Here is a 15,967-nt window from a genome sequence, read left to right as displayed (position 1 = left end):
GGGCCGCCGGGGGCGGTGGTGGGATCGGCCCATGAACGACGTACGCATCCGGGCCGCGGCGGCGGCCGACCTCGACGCCGTGCTGGCCTTCTGGAAGGTCGCCGCCGAGGGCGCCAGCATCAGCGACGACCGTGCCGGGATCGAGCGGCTCGTCGCCCGCGATCCCGAGGCCCTGATCCTCGCGGAGCGCGGCGGCGAGCTGGCCGGCACGGTGATCGCCGGGTTCGACGGCTGGCGCTGTCACCTGTATCGGCTCGCCGTCCATCCGGACCATCGCCGGCGGGGCGTCGGCGGGGCGCTGCTCGCGGCGGCCGAGGAGCGCTTCGTACGGCTCGGCGGACGTCGGGCGGACGCCATGGTGCTCGATCGCAACACCCTCGGGCAGCACGCCTGGCGCGCGGCGGAGTACGGCCCCCAGGAGCAGTGGACCCGCTGGGTCAAGCCGCTGCCGGCCGCCACACAGAGCTGATCAGGGCTGATCACCGACCTGCTTTGCCCACCCTTTACCATGGGTGTTTCATTTCCCTGCGACCGAAAGGTGTGAGCGTCCGCCCATGGGCGAGCCTCCCAGTACCAGTCGACATCGAGCGATCCCCGTGCCCCTGACTGATCATGGGACGGAGGTGAACCGATGATTGAAGTGCTTCTGCTCATGGTGGCGCTGGCGCTCTCGCTCGCGTGCGGCGCGTTCGTCGCGGCCGAGTTCTCGCTCACCACGGTCGAGCGGTCCGAGCTCGAACGCGCCGTGGAGCGCGGTGAGCGCGGCGCGGAGAGTGCGCTGAAGGCCGTCAGGTCGCTGACCTTCCAGCTCTCCGGCGCCCAGCTCGGCATCACGGTCACCAACCTGATCGTCGGCATGCTCTCCGAACCCTCGATCGCCAAGCTGATCCGCGGCCCGGTCCAGGACCTCGGCCTGTCCCCCTCGGTCGCCTCCTCGGTGGGCCTCGTCCTCGGCACCGCCCTGTCGACCGTCGTCCTGATGGTCGTCGGCGAGCTGGTCCCGAAGAACTGGGCGATCTCCTCGCCGCTGGCGATCGCCAAGCGGGTCGCCACGCCGCAGCGGATCTTCACGGCCGCTTTCAAGCCGCTGATCAGCCATCTCAACAACACGGCGAACCGGATCCTGCGCCGGATCGGCATGGAGCCGGCCGAGGAGCTGGCCTCGGCCCGTTCCCCGCAGGAGCTGGTCGCCCTGGCGCTCCACTCCGCCAAGCAGGGCGCGCTGGAGGCGGACACCGCCGAGCTCTTCGTGCGGACGCTCAATCTGTCCGAGCTGACGGCGGAGAACGTGATGACGCCGCGGGTCCAGGTCACCGCGCTGGAGGTGCAGGCCACCGCCGAGGATGTCGCGAACGCGACCCGCGCGACCGGCCTCTCCCGCTTCCCCGTCTACCACGGGAACCTCGACTCGGTGGTCGGCATCGCCCACATCAAGGACGTCCTGGCCATACCGGCCGACCAGCGCCGGCTCCGGCGCATCGGGGACATGCTGCGCGAGCCGCTGCTGGTCCCGGAGACGCTGACAGTGGACCGGCTGCTCGACCGTCTTTCGGGCAAGCAGACGATGGCCGTCGTGATCGACGAGTACGGCGGCACCGCCGGCGTCGTGACGCTGGAGGACATCGTGGAGGAGGTCGTCGGCGAGGTGCGCGACGAGCACGACCCGCACGAGACGCCGGATCTGGCCCGGGCGGGCGTCGACGCGGACGGCCGTGAGGTCTGGTCCGCGGACGGCGCGGCGCGCACCGATCAGCTGGAGGCGATCGGTCTGCGGGTGCCGGACGGCCCGTACGAGACGCTGGCGGGTGTCCTCGCCACGGAGCTGGGGCGGATCCCCGCCGTCGGCGACCGCGTGGAGCTGGCCGGCTGGCGGCTCGAAGTGGTGGACGCCTCGGGCCGCCGGGCCGCGCGCGTGCTGATGCACGTGCCGCCCGCGCAGGACTCCGAGGCCGGGGAGGAGGGCCGATGACCGCGATCCAGTTGCTGATCGGCTTCCTGACCCTGGTCGTGAACGCCTTCTTCGTCGGCGCCGAGTTCGCCCTGATCTCCGTGCGCCGCAGTCAGATCGAACCCGAGGCGCAGGCCGGGAACCGGCGGGCGCGCAGCGTCATCTGGGGTCTGGAGCACGTCTCCGCGCTGCTCGCCGCGGCGCAGCTCGGCATCACGCTGTGCACCCTGGTGCTCGGCATCGTCGCCGAGCCGGCCATCGCGCACCTGCTGGAGCCGGCCTTCGACGCGGTCGGCGTGCCGCACGGCCTGGTGCACCCGATCTCGTTCGTGATCGCGCTGGCGGTGGCGACGTATCTGCACATGCTGCTCGGCGAGATGGTGCCGAAGAACATCGCCCTGGCCGAGCCGACGCGGACCGCGCTGCTTCTCGGCCCGCCGCTGGTGGCCGTCGCGCGGGCGCTGCGGCCCGTGATCTTCGCAATCAACGCCTTCGCCAACGCGCTGCTCAAGCTGTTGCGGGTGGAGACGAGGGACGAGGTCTCGGCGACGTTCTCGGACGACGAGCTGGCCAGGATGGTCACCGACGCCGGCGTCGCCGGGCTGCTCGACGACCGTGCGGCGGAGCGGCTGCGCGACGCACTGGAGCTGGGCCGTCGTCCGGTGCGGGACGTGGTCATGCCGGTGGAGCGGGTCGTGTACGCGGCGGTCGGCACGACGGCGGAGGAGCTGGAGGCGCTGGCCGCGGAGTCGGGTTTCTCCCGCTTCCCGGTGGTCGACTCGGGGCGCCGGATCCTCGGCTACCTCCATGTGAAGGACGCCCTGGACGCGACAGCGCGCGATCTGCCCTTCCCGGTGTCGGCGCTCCGGCCGATCGCCCGGGTGCGGGCGGCCACGCCGATGGACGACGTGCTGACGGCGATGCGCCGCAGCCGTACGCACCTGGCGGCGGTCCTGGACGAGGACGGCAAGCTGGCCGGGCTCGTCACGATGGAGGACGTGCTGCGCAAGCTGGTGGGGCGCCCGGCGGCGTCGTAGGACACCGGCTGTCACCACATCACCGCACATCACCGCGCATCACCGCACGTGCTGGAGCCCGGGGCGCACTGTCGCCCCGGGCTCCGGCGCGTGCTCCTTCGCCGCGTTCTCCCCCTTCGCATACCGCGCGGTATGATCTCTCCCGCCATGGAGATGAATGCCACCTACACCAGTCTTGTCGCCGTGGGCGACAGCTTCACCGAGGGCATGTCGGACCGACTGCCCGACGGGACCTACCGGGGCTGGGCTGACCTCCTCGCGGCCCGGCTCGCCGCCCGTACGCCCGATTTCCGGTACGCCAACCTCGCGGTACGGGGAAAACTCATCGGACAGATCGTCGAGGAGCAGGTGGACGTGGCCGCCGCCATGAAGGCGGACGTGGTGACCCTGGTCGGCGGCCTGAACGACACCCTGCGCCCGAAGTGCGACATGGGACGGGTCCGGGCGCTGCTCACCGAGGCGGTCGAGAAGCTGGCACCGTCCTGCGGGCGGCTCGTGCTGATGCGCAGCCCCGGCCGCGACGGCCCGGTGATGGAGCGCTTCCGGCCCCGCATGGAGGAGCTCTTCGGGTACGTCGACGAGCTCGCCGCCCGGCACGGCGCCCTGGTGGTCGACCTGTACGGAGCCCCGGCCCTCGGCGACCAGCGGATGTGGGACGTCGACCGGCTCCACCTGACCGGCGAGGGGCACCGGCGGGTGGCCGAGGCCGTGTGGCAGGCCCTGGGGATGGACCCCGAGGACGACTGGCGGGCGCCGCTGCCGCCGGCCGTGGCCCCGGGCTGGATGACCCGGCGGGTCGGTGACGCGCGCTTCGCCAGGGAGCACCTCGGCCCGTGGATCGGACGCCGCCTCACCGGCCGCTCCTCCGGCGACGGCCGCCCGGCCAAACGCCCGGACCTGCTCCCGTACGTGCCTGCGCAGCCGGAGGGGCAGGCGTGACGGGGTGAGGGGCGTGACGGTGTGAGGGGCGTGACGGGTGAGGGGCGTGACGGGCGTGACCGGCGTCTCGTAGCAAGAGACGAACCCGGCCGTGGCGCTGGCCTGCAGAAACCGCCAGTAGAATCTGGTCACGTGACTGCTGCTGCGAAGCCCCGTATCCCCAATGTCCTGGCCGGCCGCTACGCCTCCGCGGAGCTCGCCGTCCTCTGGTCCCCCGAGCAGAAGGTGAAGCTGGAGCGCCGGCTGTGGCTCGCCGTCCTGCGTGCCCAGAAGGACCTCGGGATCGAGGTTCCGGACGCGGCCCTCGCCGACTACGAGCGCGTGCTCGACCAGGTCGACCTCGCCTCCATCGCCGAGCGCGAGAAGGTCACCCGGCACGACGTGAAGGCCCGCATCGAGGAGTTCAACGCTCTCGCCGGTCACGAGCACGTCCACAAGGGCATGACCTCCCGCGACCTCACCGAGAACGTCGAGCAGCTGCAGATCCGGCTCTCCCTCGAGCTGATGCGCGACCGCGCCGTCGCGGTCCTGGCCCGCCTCGGCAAGCTGTCCGGGGAGTACGCCGAGCTGGTCATGGCCGGCCGCTCCCACAACGTCGCCGCCCAGGCCACGACGCTCGGCAAGCGTTTCGCCACGGCCGCCGACGAGCTGCTCGTCGCTTACGGCCGCCTTGAGGAGCTGCTCGCGCGCTACCCGCTGCGCGGCATCAAGGGCCCGGTCGGCACCGCGCAGGACATGCTCGACCTGCTCGGCGGCGACGCGGCCAAGCTGGCGGAGCTCGAGCAGCGCATCGCCGGTCACCTCGGCTTCGCGCACGCCTTCACCTCGGTGGGCCAGGTCTACCCCCGCTCGCTCGACTACGACGTCGTCACCGCGCTCGTCCAGCTGGCCGCCGCTCCCTCCTCGGTCGCCAAGACGATCCGTCTGATGGCCGGCCACGAACTGGTCACCGAGGGCTTCAAGCCCGGCCAGGTCGGCTCCTCCGCGATGCCGCACAAGATGAACACCCGCTCCTGCGAGCGCGTGAACGGCCTCATGGTGATCCTGCGCGGCTACGCGTCGATGACCGGCGAGCTGGCCGGCGACCAGTGGAACGAGGGTGACGTCTCCTGCTCGGTGGTCCGCCGGGTGGCGCTGCCGGACGCGTTCTTCGCCCTCGACGGTCTCCTGGAGACCTTCCTGACCGTGCTCGACGAGTTCGGCGCCTTCCCGGCCGTCGTGGCCCGTGAGCTCGACCGCTACCTCCCCTTCCTGGCCACCACCAAGGTCCTGATGGGTGCGGTCCGCGCCGGGGTGGGCCGCGAGCTCGCCCACGAGGCCATCAAGGAGAACGCCGTCGCCTCCGCCCTCGCCATGCGCGAGCAGGGCGCCGAGCGCAACGAGCTCCTCGACAAGCTGGCCGCCGACGAGCGGATCCCGCTGGACCGGGCGCAGCTCGACGCGCTGATGGCGGACAAGCTGTCGTTCACCGGCGCCGCCGCCGACCAGGTCGCGGCGGTGGTCTCCCGTATCGAGGAGATCGTCAAGCGGCACCCCGAGGCCGCCGCGTACACCCCGGGGGCGATCCTCTGACCGGGTTCTCGCCCCGGGAGCTCGAGGCCGCTCGCGACCGTGTCGTCCCCGACGTGGTCGCGGGCGGCCTTTCCGTGCTCTTCTGCGGGATCAATCCGGGGCTGATGTCGGCGGCCACCGGCCACCACTTCGCGCGCCCGGGCAATCGGTTCTGGCCGGTGCTGGAGCTGTCCGGCTTCACGCCGCGCCGGCTGAAGCCGTCGGAGCAGGAGGAGTTGCTCTCGTACGGTCTCGGCATCACGAACGTGGTGGCACGGGCGAGCGCGCGGGCCGACGAGGTGAGCGACGAGGAGTTCCGCGAGGGCGGCAGGCTGCTGACCGAGCGGGTGGAGCGGCTTCGGCCGCGGTGGCTGGCGGTCGTCGGCATCACCGCGTACCGCACGGCGTTCGGGGAGCGCCGTGCCGTCGTCGGCCCGCAGGAGCGGACCATCGGGGAGACCCGGATCTGGGTCCTGCCCAATCCGAGCGGGCTCAACGCGCACTGGACGGTGGGCGCGATGGCGGAGGAGTTCGCCCGGCTGCGGGAGGCGGCGGGGGTGCAGGATCGACGGGGGCCGGGCGGGCCGGTCAGGGTGGGTCGACCGTCGTGACGACGGCGAGGAGCTGGAAGGGCAGCTCCTTGTCGCAGTTCGAGACGCCCAGGGCGGTCCACCGCCCCTCCACCCGCCACATATGCAGGTCGGGCGTGTGGCCGCTCAGCGAGGACCAGGGCTCCGGTATGTCCTCGCCCGCCATGCCGCGCTCCAGAAGGGACCAGAGCTCCATGGTCCGCGGCGGCCCCCAGCGGGCCGCCAGCAACACCGACAGCGCGTCCCGTTCCGCTTCGTACTGGTCGGCGACCTCGGAACGGCGGGTGCCGTCGTCCTCCCAGAAGTCCTCGCTGGTGGCGAGCTCCGCGATGTGGAAGCCCGGGCCGCTGTCGCCCAGCTCCGTCCGGCCCGGCGCCTCGGGGAAGGCGCGGGAGCGGAGTAAGTCGATCGCTGCCAGGTGGCGTGCCGTGGTCATGGCTCCAGTAAAGCGCCGCCCACTGACAATTGGCGTTCCGTCAGGAATCCACGGCGCCCGCCCCGGCACGACCGGCCGCTTCGCCCGTGTCCTCCGGCGGCCGCGCCCACCGAGGGCGGCGCTCGCCGCGCCCCTGGTCATTGAGTACCATCCGGCACACATGTGCGCGAGCTGGAGGGACAGACGGTGGGGCGGCTGACCGGCGGGGATCCGTCTCTGCTGCGGCGGATCAATTCCGCCGTGGTACTCCATGCTCTGCGGGGCGCCGACGCGCTCACGCTCACGGACCTGACCCGGATCACGGGTCTGTCGCGCCCCACGGTCGAGGGCGTGGTCGAGGGGCTGATCGTCGGTGGGCTCGTCGTCGAGGCGGCGCCCGAGGAGGGCGAGGCCCGGCGGCAGGGGCGGCCGGCCCGGAGGTTCCGCTTCCGGGCGGAGGCCGGGCACCTGCTGGGGATCGAGATCGGCCCGCACCGGGTCGCCGCGCTGCTCTCCGGCCTCGACGGGCGGATCATCGGCGCCGGGGCCCGCGAGGTCTCCGAGACGGCTCCGGCGGACGAGCGCCTGGACCGGGTCCGTACGGTGGTCGCCGACGTGCTGCGCAGGGCCGGGGTCCCGCGCGCCAGTCTGCGGGCGGTCGGGGTCGGGACGCCGGGGATCGTGGAGGCGGACGGCACCGTACGGCTCGGCACCGCGTTGCCCGGCTGGACCGGTCTGGCGCTCGGGGAGCGGCTGAGGCGGTCGTTCCGCTGCCCGGTGCTGGTGGAGAACGACGCGAACGCGGCGGCCGTCGCCGAGCACTGGAAGGGTGCGGCGACCGACTCCGACGACATCGTCTTCGTACTCGCGGGGCTGAGCCCGGGCGCGGGTTCGCTGATCGGCGGGCGTCTGCACCGCGGGTACGGCGGGGCGGCCGGCGAGATCGGGGCGCTGCACCTGCTCGGCCGGGGGGTCACCCCCGAGCATCTGCTGTCGACCACGGACGAGCCCCTTCATCCGCTGGACGAGCAGGCGGTGGCCAAGGTGTTCGCGCTGGCCCGTGAGGGTGACGCCAGGGCCGGGGCGGCCGTGGAGCGGTTCACCCAGCGTCTGGTGCACGACGTGGCGGCCCTGGTGCTCGCGCTCGACCCGGAGCTGGTGGTGGTCGGGGGCTGGGCCGCCGGCCTGGACGGCGTCCTGCCGCCGCTGCGCGACGAACTGGCCCGCTTCTGTCTGCGGCCCCCGCGGGTGGTCCTGTCGATGCTGGGCGAGGCGGCCGTGGGCACGGGCGCGCTGCGTCTGGCGCTGGACCATGTGGAGGAGCAGCTCTTCGCCGTGGACGCCACGGTGACGGCCCGCCGCTGAGCGGGCGGTTGCGGCACGGGCCCCGGAGCCCGGCTCAGAAGCACTGCGGACTGCGGTGAAGGCACTGCGGTCAGGGCACTGCCGTGAGGGCACTGCGCTCAGGACTCCACCGTCGGCACGTCGGCGGCCACGGCCGGACCGGACGGCCGCTCGCCTTCGCCGTCCGGGTCGGCGGCCGGGTGGGAGACGCGGAGTTTCGACTGGCCGTGGGGCAGCTGTTCCCAGTCGGCCATGAAGCGGGCGACGAGGCCGTGCTTCGCGGCCAGCCGCGTCAGCGTCTCCGTACGGTAGTAGAAGTCCTCCCCCAGCACGTCGTGTTCAGCTCCCTCCGTGCGGTCGAAGGTGAAGTCGAAGAAGCCGCCGGGCGCCAGCACGCGTCCGACGTGCGCCAGGCATTCGTCGATGACATCGGCCGGCGAGTGCGAGAAGACGCTGTGGGCGTGCACCACCGTGAACCAGGCGTCGGGAAGGAAGTCCAGCTTCAGGTCGTCGACGGGGGTCAGGTAGGGGACCCTGGCCTGCAGGCCGTAGCGGACCAGCGTCTTCTTGGCCTCGATGAGGATGTCGGGCGAGATGTCGATCCCGTAGTAGTGGCCCGGCTCCAGGTACTCGATGAACCGCCAGCCGGCGCGCAGGTTGCCGCAGCCGATCTCCAGCATCCGGTCCTGCGGCGTCAGCCCGTGCCCCACCAGGTAGTCGTACTGCATCTGTCCGATGGCCAGCCAGCGGTCGTACGAAGGTCCGCCACCGACCGCCGCCTCGGGGCTGCGGGCCGTGTCGGAGGCCATCACGGCCCGGTAGTAGGCGACATGGCTGCCCCGGTGCCGCAGCCGCAGCCAGCTGTCCCGCCCCGCCCGGCGAAGGTAGGGCACGACTCGCTCCGGATGCCGCAGCGCGTAGCCCATCTTGTGGCCGAGCCGTGAACGGTTCACCGAAAGGCGTGACGGGCGTGACGCGGGTCCGTGCTGCATGAAGGCCTCCGTGCCGTCTGTGGGCCGCCCCCTGGTCGGATGCTAACCACGGGCGTCGGGACGCGCCCGCTCGCTCGTTCGGGAGAACCGTTCAGCCGAGTGCCCCGCCCGCGTGGTGGACCCGGGGTGGTCGCCGCAGCGTGGAGAGGTCAGTCCGGGGAATCGTCACCCGCCGTCCCTTCGACCGAGGCCAGGCCATGCAGGAAACGCAATTCGTCTCCGGCCCACCGGAGCGGTCGCCGCGCGCGGTGCCCGAGCGCGGCTCTCCGCACGGTGCGGCCGCGCGTCCGCTGCCCCTCCTCGCGGGCGTCGCCGCAGCCTTCGCTCTCGTCCACCTCGTCCTGGTCGCGCCCGGTCTCGGGCTCGGCTGGGACGAGACCGTGTACGTCAGTCAGGTGAGCCCCCAGGCGCCGGCGGCGTTCTTCAGCGCCCCCCGGGCCCGGGGCATCACCTACCTCGTCGCACCGGTCGCGGCGCTGACCACCTCCGTGGCGGCGCTGCGCGTGTACATGGCCGTGCTGGCCGGCTGTGGCCTGTTCCTGGCGCTGTGGGTGTGGCGACGGCTGCTGCCCGCTCCCGTGCTCGCGCTCGCCGGGGCGCTGTTCGCGAGCCTGTGGGTGACGATGTTCTACGCCTCGCAGGCGATGCCCAACCTCTGGGTCGCCTACGGGGCCCTCGCCGCGGTCGGCTGTTTCCTGCGGGCCGCCCGGGACCCCGGCGACGGCCGCGCGCTGATCGGCATGGGCGCGGGGGTGGCGTTCGCCGCGCTGATGCGTCCGACCGACGCGGTGTGGCTGACCCTGGCCCTCGTCGTGGCGGCCCTGGCGATGCCGCGTACGCGCCGCAGGGGTCTGCTGGTCCTGGTGGCGGCCGCCGGCGTGACGGTCGGATGCGCCGAGTGGGTGATCGAGGCATACGTCCACTACGGCGGCCTCGCCGCCCGGCTGCGGCGGGCCAGCGAGATCCAGGGCCACCTCGGCTGGTACTTCTCCGTCGACGACCACGTGCGGGCCCTGGGCGGCCGGGCGCTGTGCCGGCCCTGCGACGTGCCCTGGCGGTACCCCGCCTCCGCCCTGTGGTTCCTCGCGCTGCCACTGTTCGTGGCGGGCGGCGTGCTGTCCGCCGTCCGCGCCCGGAGCCGCACGCCGATCCTCCTGGCCACGGCGGTGGGGGCGGCGCTGGCGGCGCCGTACCTGTTCACCGTCGGATACGCGGCGCCCCGTTTCCTGCTCCCGGCCTACGCGTTGCTGGCCCTGCCCGTGGCCCAGTGCCTGCTCTGGCTGTGTCTCTCCCCGCTCCGGTGGCGGCGCACCACGGTGGGCCTCGTCGTCGTGGCCGTCGTCGCCCACCTGGCGATCCAGTACGCCCTCGTCGTCGGGGTGGCGAACCGGGTACGGCGGGACACCGTGGACCTCACCCGGATCGCGGCGGAACTACGCGCCCAGGGCGTCCGCCCGCCGTGCGTGATCAGCGGCGAGGAGGCGATCCGGGTCGCGTTCCGTACCGGCTGCGCCTCCCGTCAGCCGGGCGGTCACGACGGAAGCATCACGCCGCAGGCCCTCGCCGCCACGGCCCTCGAGCAGCCCGTCGCGGTCCTCGTCTCGGGCAACGGACGGCCCCCCGCGTACGCCCGCGAGTGGCGCGTCCATCCACTCCCGGACCTGGGCCATCGGACCGGTCTGCGGGCCTACGTGTCGCCCGGGGTCTCCCGGAGTCCGACAGGCTGAGACCTCGGCCGTCCGAGGGGTCGGACGGTCAGGGCGTCAGGAGGCCATCACCAGGTCGCCCGAGTCGCCGAAGGTCAGGCGGCAGGTGTCGGCGCGGTAGGTGGCCACGGAGACCGCCGCCGTGCGGCCCTCCGAGAGGTAGCGGGTGGTCACGACGAGGACCGGGGCGCCGGGCAGGCGGTCCAGTTCCCTGGCGTCGTCGGCGCGGGCGGAGCCGAGTTCGACGGCGCGGTCCTGGCCGTCCAGGGCGAGGCGCTGGAGTTCGCGCAGCACGACGCGGGCGCGGGCCGGGCCGGTCGGGGTGTCGGTGGGGGTCAGCTCGGGAACCGAGCCGGACGGCACGTAGAGCAGCTCGGCCGCGACCGGCTGCCCGTGCGTGACGCGCAGCCGGCGCACCACGTGGACCTGCTCGTCGGGCTCGATGTCCAGGAGCCGTGCCACGGCGGGGGGTGCCACGGCGCGGGAGGCGTCCATGGACTGCCAGGTCTCCTCGGCGACGCCGGGCCAGGTGTGCTGGGTGGTGGAGACGTCGACGCCCACGCGTGGCGGGGCGACGGTCGTGCCGACGCCGCGACGGCGCTGCAGGCGGCCCTCCAGCTCCAGCTGCTCCAGGGCCTGACGGAGCGTCGCCCGGGCGACGCCGAAGCGCGCGGCGAGCTCCCGCTCGTTGGGGAGGATCTCGCCGACCGCGAAGTCGGAGTCGAGCGCCTCGCCGATCACGGTCTTGAGGTGCCAGTACTTCGGCTCCGGCACCGATTCCAGCTGCGTGGTCCCCACCCTGATCCTCCGCAATCGCCGTGTCCCCGGCGGTGTTCCGCGCCCTTGTTTATTAAAGGTTCCTGCACTAACTCTGCGACCATAAGTCGGCACACCCCCTTGGTCAAGACCAATCATCCGCCGGATGCCCGTGGACATGGGGCTCCGGCGGAGATCGTTCACAGGACGTTCGCGCCGCCGTGAGCCGTACGTGCGCCGTGCGCGGCTGCACGCACGCCGTGCGCGCCAGAGCGCCCCGCCTCCGCTGCCGGAGATGGGGCACCGCGTGGCCGGAGCGGGTCAGCCGAGGTTCAGCGCGTGCAGCTTGTCGGGGTTGCGCACGATGTAGACACACTGGACGCGCCCGTCCCGTACCTCGATCTGGAAGAGCGAGTCCGGCCTGCCGTCGGCGAGCGTGAGCACGGCGGGGGCTCCGTTGACCTCCACGAAGCGGAGCTCGTACGCGCTCTCGGTGCCCTGGGCGACGGCGGCGAGGAAGCGGCCGACCTTGTCCGCGGAGTGCATGACCCGCAGCGGCGCCTTGGCCTTGCCGCCGCTGTCGCCGACGAGGCGTACGTCCGGGGCGAGGAGGGTCAGGAGCTGCTCCAGGTCCCCGCCGGCCGCCGCGGCGAGGAAGCGTTCGGTGAGGGCGCGGCGCTCGGCCGGGTCGACGTCGTAGCGCGGCCTGCCCTCGTCGACATGGCGGCGGGCGCGGGCGGCGAGCTGGCGGACGGCGGCCTCGGAGCGGTCGAGGGCGGTGGCGATCTCCCCGTAGGGGAAGCCGAAGGCCTCGCGGAGGACGAAGACGGCACGTTCCAGCGGCGAGAGGGATTCGAGGACGACGAGGACGGCGAGCGAGACGGAGTCGGCGAGCATGGCGCGTTCGGCCGTGTCGGGGACGGCGGGACCGAAGTCGGTGACGACGGGTTCGGGCAGCCAGGGGCCCACGTAGGACTCGCGGCGCGCCTGGGCCTGGCGGAGCCGGTCCAGGGCGAGCCGGGTGGTGACGCGGACGAGGTAGGCGCGGGGTTCGCGGACGTCCGCGCGGTCGGCCGCCGACCAGCGCAGCCAGGCGTCCTGGACCACGTCCTCGGCGTCGGCGGCGCGGCCGAGCATGCGGTAGGCCACGCCGGTGAGCAGCGGGCGGTGTTCTTCGAAGAGGTCTGTCGCTGTTTCGGTCGCCACGCTCCCATCCCAGCCGACCGGGGAGGGAGCTGTCCAGTTCTGTCCCGGCCCTTGAACTCGTCGCTACTGAACGGTAATTCTTGCTGACAGGGCGTCTAAGAGGTGCCAGGGGTCGACAACAGGGAGCCGGCGCATGTCCGCACAGATCTCGTTCACGACCGCGTCCCCACGCGGGCCGCGCACGGTGTCCGTCGCCTACGAACGCCGGGGCGCGGGCGAACCGTTGCTGCTGCTCCACGGCATCGGGCACCACTGGCAGGCCTGGGAGCCGGTCCTCGACATCCTCGCCGCCGAACGCGATGTCATAGCCGTCGACCTGCCGGGGTTCGGCGCCTCGGCCGCCCTCCCGGAGGGCTGCGCCTACGACCTGTCGACCGTCGTGCCGGTGCTCGGCGCCTTCTGCGCGGCCCTCGGCGTCGAGCGGCCGCATGTGGCCGGCAACTCGCTGGGCGGGCTGCTCTCCCTCCAACTCGGCAAGGAAAAGCTCGTACGCTCGGTGACCGCGCTCTCCCCCGCCGGGTTCTGGTCGGAGAGCGAGCGGCGGTACGCCTTCGGAACCCTGCTCGCGATGCGGGCCGCCGCGCGGTCGATGCCCGTGCCGCTGATCGAGCGACTGTCCCGCAGCGCCGCCGGGCGGACCGCGCTGACCAGCACGATCTACGCCCGCCCCGCGCGCCGCTCACCCGAGGCGGCGGTCGCCGAGACGCTCGCCCTGCGGGGCGCCACCGGCTTCCGTCAGACCCTGGAGGCCGGCCGGAACGTGCTGTTCGCCGACGACGTGCCCGCCGTGCCCGTCACCATCGCCTGGGGCACCCGCGACCGGCTGCTGCTGCGCCGTCAGGGCATCCGGGCCAAGCGGACCATCCCCGGTGCCCGGCTGGTGCGACTGCCGGGCTGCGGCCATGTCCCCATGAACGACGATCCGGCTCTTGTCGCGCGGGTCATCCTGGACGGCAGCCGCTGACCGGCCCGCGCGGGTGAACAGGCCGGTGCCCAGGGCGGCCCCGGCCCCCACCAGCACACTGCCCGCGGCCTGCGGCAGGCCGAAGCCCCCGGTCGAGACGAGCACCGCGGTCAGGGCGGCGGCGACCGGGATCGCACCGGTGAAGAGAGTCGCCCGTTCCATGCCGATCCGCTGGACCCCCATGTAGAAGAGGACGAAACCGACGACCGTCGCGAGGGCGGCCTGCCAGACCAGCGCGCCCGTCTCCACGGCCGTCGGCAGCCGCAGGAACGCGCCGCCGTCGACGACGAGACCGAGCAGGGCCGACTCGACGGCGGCGACGCCGCAGACCACGGCCGTGAGCAGCTTCGGCCCGAGCGGGCGCAGCACGGGTACGGCGAGGACGGTGAAGCCGACTTCGCCCGCCAGTGCTCCTACGGAGTAGAGGAGGCCGGCCTGGTCGGTACGGCCCCATCCCTGCACCGTGAACGCGCCGGCGGCGACCAGGAGGGCGCCGTAGAGCACCGGGCGGCTGGGCCTGCGCCCCTCCAGGAGCGGGACGAGGACGGCGACCACGACCGGGGCGCAGCCGACCAGGACACCGGGGACGGCGGGCTCGGCGGTCTGTTCGGCGGCGAGGACCGCGAGGTTGAAGCCGACCATGCCGACGGCGGCGAGCAGGGTCAGGCGGACCCAGTGGCGGGCGGTCAGCGCGCGGAGCGGAGCGAGCCCGGCCGGGCCGAGGAGAGGCAGCAGGAGCAGACAGGCGGCGCCGTAGCGCAGGGCCTGGCCACCGGCGTACGGGTAGTCGCCGAGGAGGCTGTTGGCGGTGAAGGAGGCGCCGACGAGGGCGTAGGCGAGGGTCACGAGGAGCGCCCCGCGCAGGGAGTTCGCGTTCATGCTCCTGACGCTAGGAACGCGGGCGGTCCGGTTTAAGGTCCACTTCCATGACGACTTCGGGGACCACTTCGGGGAACGCGGGGCCGGCGGAGGCGACTTCGGCGACGGCCCCGGGGATGCGCGGGAGCGCTCCGGGGAACGCCCAGCCCGCCGAGGGGACTTCGGCGACGGCTCCGGAGGCGCGCGGGAGCGCTCCGGGGAACGGCCCGGGCGTGGCTTCCGGCGTTCCGTGGGGCGGGCAGCCGGCCTGGGAGCTGCTGCTCCCGGCCGCGGCGGCCCCGGCGCGGCGGCGTGGGAGGGCGCTTCAGGAGGCGCTGCGCGAAGCGGTGCGCACGGGCCGTCTGACGGCCGGGACCCGGCTGCCGTCGAGCCGCGAGCTGGCCGCCGACCTCGGTGTCTCACGGGGCCTGGTGACGGAGGCGTACGAACAGCTCACCGCCGAGGGCTATCTGCGCAGCGACCGGGGCTCGGGCACGTGGGTGGGCGACGCCGTCCGGGCGGCCGCCTCGCAGCCCGCCCGGGATCTGGCGCCACGCGCGCCCGGCGTGCGGGTCGACTTCCACCCCGGCACGCCGGACCTGGCGCTGTTCCCCCGGGCGGCCTGGGCGGCCGTCCAGCGGTCGGTCCTGGCCCGGCTGCCCCACCGGGCGCTCGGCTACCCCGATCCGCGCGGGCTGCCGGAGCTGCGGACGGCGCTGGCGGGGATGCTGGCGCGGCGGCGCGGGGTGGTGGCCGATCCCGAACGGCTCGTGGTGTGCTCGGGGGTGGCGCAGGCGTCGACGCTCCTCGGCTTCGTCCTGCGGGCGCGGGGGCTGAGGACGGTCGGCATCGAGGATCCGGGCAGCCCGGAGCACGGCCGCCTGTTCGCGTCCACCGGCATGGACACCCGGTGGCTGCCGATGGACGAGGAGGGGCTGCTCCCGGGCCCGCTCACCGCGTCGGGCGTACGGGCGGTGGTGACGACCCCCTCGCACCAGTTCCCGTCCGGGATCGCGTACTCCGCCGCCCGCCGGGCCGCGCTGCTGGACTGGGCCCGGGCGGTGGACGGCTACATCCTGGAGGACGACTACGACGGCGACTTCCGCTACGACCGGGCGCCGGTCGGCGCGCTGCAGGGACTCGATCCGGAACGGGTCGCGTACACCGGCTCGGTGAGCAAGTCGCTCGCCCCCGGGCTGCGGCTCGGCTGGATGCTGGTGCCGGAGGCCTTGGTGGCGGAGGTCGTGGAGCGCAAGCGGACGATGGATCTGGGCAATCCGGCCCTGGACCAGGCACTACTCGCGGAGTTCGTGACACGCGGCGGCTACGACCGGCAGCTGCGGCGCTGTCAGCGCGCGTACCGGGAGCGGCGGGACGCCCTGGTGGCGGCCCTGGAGGAGCACTTCCCGGGCACCGGGGTGAGCGGGATCGCGGCCGGGCTGCACATCATCGCGCGCGTGCCCCGGCGTCACGGCCCGACCTCGCGCTTCGTGGAGCGGGCCGCGTCCGCCGGGGTGGCCCTGCGTCCGCTGGAGGAGTACGGGACGGCGCGGCCTGCGGACGGAGTCGTCCGGCTGGTCATCGGGTACGCCCATCTGACCCCGTCCGAGATCGCGCGGGGCGTGCGGCTGGTCGCGGAGGCGGTGGGGCGGTAGAGCGGC

14 protein-coding genes and 1 pseudogene are annotated in these 15,967 nt (G+C 73.5%); 10 read left to right on the top strand and 5 right to left on the bottom strand.

The features are described 5' to 3' along the window. Positions 1-31 precede the first annotated feature (31 nt). The 6 genes from ACF06X_RS11260 to mug all read left to right on the top strand — a co-directional run bounded on the left by ACF06X_RS11260 (position 32) and on the right by mug (position 6,086). Positions 32-469 carry a GNAT family N-acetyltransferase gene (locus ACF06X_RS11260; protein ID WP_392286986.1) on the top strand — a complete coding sequence of 146 codons (438 nt, stop codon included), beginning with the start codon at positions 32-34 and terminating at the stop codon, positions 467-469. A 162-nt stretch (positions 470-631) separates the two neighbouring features. Beyond that, positions 632-1,969: a hemolysin family protein gene (locus ACF06X_RS11255; RefSeq protein WP_392286985.1), complete on the top strand. Its 1,338-nt coding sequence runs from the start codon at positions 632-634 to the stop codon at positions 1,967-1,969. After that, complete coding sequence (locus ACF06X_RS11250) at positions 1,966-2,985, top strand: hemolysin family protein (protein WP_392286984.1); 1,020 nt, start codon at positions 1,966-1,968, stop codon at positions 2,983-2,985. The genes ACF06X_RS11255 and ACF06X_RS11250 overlap by 4 nt, the downstream gene beginning before the upstream one ends. Before the next feature lie 147 nt (positions 2,986-3,132). Next, positions 3,133-3,924 carry an SGNH/GDSL hydrolase family protein gene (locus ACF06X_RS11245; protein ID WP_392286983.1) on the top strand — a complete coding sequence of 264 codons (792 nt, stop codon included), beginning with the start codon at positions 3,133-3,135 and terminating at the stop codon, positions 3,922-3,924. A gap of 132 nt (positions 3,925-4,056) precedes the next feature. Further along, a complete protein-coding gene (gene purB, locus ACF06X_RS11240) occupies positions 4,057-5,496 on the top strand; it encodes an adenylosuccinate lyase (RefSeq protein WP_392286982.1) in 1,440 nt (479 codons plus the stop codon). Then, on the top strand, positions 5,493-6,086 hold the full coding sequence (mug, locus tag ACF06X_RS11235; protein WP_392287672.1) for a G/U mismatch-specific DNA glycosylase: 594 nt from the start codon (positions 5,493-5,495) through the stop codon (positions 6,084-6,086). Before purB ends, mug begins: the two co-directional genes overlap by 4 nt. Here mug and ACF06X_RS11230 read toward each other — a convergent pair. Then, a complete protein-coding gene (locus ACF06X_RS11230) occupies positions 6,064-6,501 on the bottom strand; it encodes a hypothetical protein (RefSeq protein ID WP_392286981.1) in 438 nt (145 codons plus the stop codon). The two genes, mug and ACF06X_RS11230, sit on opposite strands and share 23 nt — an antisense overlap. Before the next feature lie 186 nt (positions 6,502-6,687). On the opposite strand from ACF06X_RS11230, the gene ACF06X_RS11225 reads away from it, so the two are divergent. Beyond that, positions 6,688-7,845: an ROK family transcriptional regulator gene (locus ACF06X_RS11225; RefSeq protein WP_392287671.1), complete on the top strand. Its 1,158-nt coding sequence runs from the start codon at positions 6,688-6,690 to the stop codon at positions 7,843-7,845. Between the two features lie 98 nt (positions 7,846-7,943). Here the strand turns inward: ACF06X_RS11225 and ACF06X_RS11220 are convergent, their stop codons facing one another. After that, positions 7,944-8,816 carry a class I SAM-dependent methyltransferase gene (locus ACF06X_RS11220; protein WP_392286980.1) on the bottom strand — a complete coding sequence of 291 codons (873 nt, stop codon included), beginning with the start codon at positions 8,814-8,816 and terminating at the stop codon, positions 7,944-7,946. A 197-nt stretch (positions 8,817-9,013) separates the two neighbouring features. On the opposite strand from ACF06X_RS11220, the gene ACF06X_RS11215 reads away from it, so the two are divergent. Beyond that, positions 9,014-10,543: an ArnT family glycosyltransferase gene (locus ACF06X_RS11215; RefSeq protein WP_392286979.1), complete on the top strand. Its 1,530-nt coding sequence runs from the start codon at positions 9,014-9,016 to the stop codon at positions 10,541-10,543. Between the two features lie 36 nt (positions 10,544-10,579). Here the strand turns inward: ACF06X_RS11215 and ACF06X_RS11210 are convergent, their stop codons facing one another. Both ACF06X_RS11210 and sigJ read right to left on the bottom strand, forming a co-directional pair. Further along, positions 10,580-11,320, bottom strand: coding sequence for a GntR family transcriptional regulator (locus ACF06X_RS11210; protein ID WP_392286978.1), 741 nt, complete (start codon positions 11,318-11,320; stop codon positions 10,580-10,582). A 279-nt stretch (positions 11,321-11,599) separates the two neighbouring features. Then, entirely contained in the window at positions 11,600-12,484 is an 885-nt protein-coding gene (gene sigJ, locus ACF06X_RS11205; protein WP_392286977.1) for an RNA polymerase sigma factor SigJ, read from the bottom strand. 133 nt (positions 12,485-12,617) lie between these two features. Between sigJ and ACF06X_RS11200 the strand changes: the two genes are divergently transcribed. Then, on the top strand, positions 12,618-13,448 hold the full coding sequence (locus tag ACF06X_RS11200) for an alpha/beta fold hydrolase (RefSeq protein ID WP_392286976.1): 831 nt from the start codon (positions 12,618-12,620) through the stop codon (positions 13,446-13,448). A gap of 42 nt (positions 13,449-13,490) precedes the next feature. On the opposite strand, the pseudogene ACF06X_RS11195 reads toward ACF06X_RS11200, so the two are convergent. Then, positions 13,491-14,327 (bottom strand): annotated as a pseudogene (locus ACF06X_RS11195) (EamA family transporter); the annotation flags it as partial. Positions 14,328-14,443: 116 nt separating this feature from the next. Between ACF06X_RS11195 and ACF06X_RS11190 the strand changes: the two are divergent. Continuing rightward, positions 14,444-15,961 (top strand): PLP-dependent aminotransferase family protein, encoded by a 1,518-nt coding sequence (locus ACF06X_RS11190; RefSeq protein ID WP_392287670.1) that lies wholly within the window; start codon positions 14,444-14,446, stop codon positions 15,959-15,961. Positions 15,962-15,967: the final 6 nt, after the last annotated feature.

The organism is Streptomyces sp. NPDC015346 (genome assembly GCF_043078785.1).
Lineage (GTDB): Bacteria > Actinomycetota > Actinomycetes > Streptomycetales > Streptomycetaceae > Streptomyces.
Note: the sequence above shows the minus strand (reverse complement) of the source record. Positions and strands in the feature narration are given on the sequence as shown.

Bases quoted from the DNA above. Each gene is read 5' to 3' on its own strand.
- ACF06X_RS11230 (WP_392286981.1), bottom strand. From the start codon at position 6,501: ATGACCACGGCACGCCACCTGGCAGCGATCGACTTACTCCGCTCCCGC.
- ACF06X_RS11215 (WP_392286979.1), top strand. From the start codon at position 9,014: ATGCAGGAAACGCAATTCGTCTCCGGCCCACCGGAGCGGTCGCCGCGC.
- ACF06X_RS11260 (WP_392286986.1), top strand. From the start codon at position 32: ATGAACGACGTACGCATCCGGGCCGCGGCGGCGGCCGACCTCGACGCC.
- ACF06X_RS11190 (WP_392287670.1), top strand. From the start codon at position 14,444: ATGCGCGGGAGCGCTCCGGGGAACGCCCAGCCCGCCGAGGGGACTTCG.
- ACF06X_RS11245 (WP_392286983.1), top strand. From the start codon at position 3,133: ATGGAGATGAATGCCACCTACACCAGTCTTGTCGCCGTGGGCGACAGC.
- ACF06X_RS11220 (WP_392286980.1), bottom strand. From the start codon at position 8,816: ATGCAGCACGGACCCGCGTCACGCCCGTCACGCCTTTCGGTGAACCGT.
- ACF06X_RS11255 (WP_392286985.1), top strand. From the start codon at position 632: ATGATTGAAGTGCTTCTGCTCATGGTGGCGCTGGCGCTCTCGCTCGCG.
- ACF06X_RS11200 (WP_392286976.1), top strand. From the start codon at position 12,618: ATGTCCGCACAGATCTCGTTCACGACCGCGTCCCCACGCGGGCCGCGC.
- ACF06X_RS11250 (WP_392286984.1), top strand. From the start codon at position 1,966: ATGACCGCGATCCAGTTGCTGATCGGCTTCCTGACCCTGGTCGTGAAC.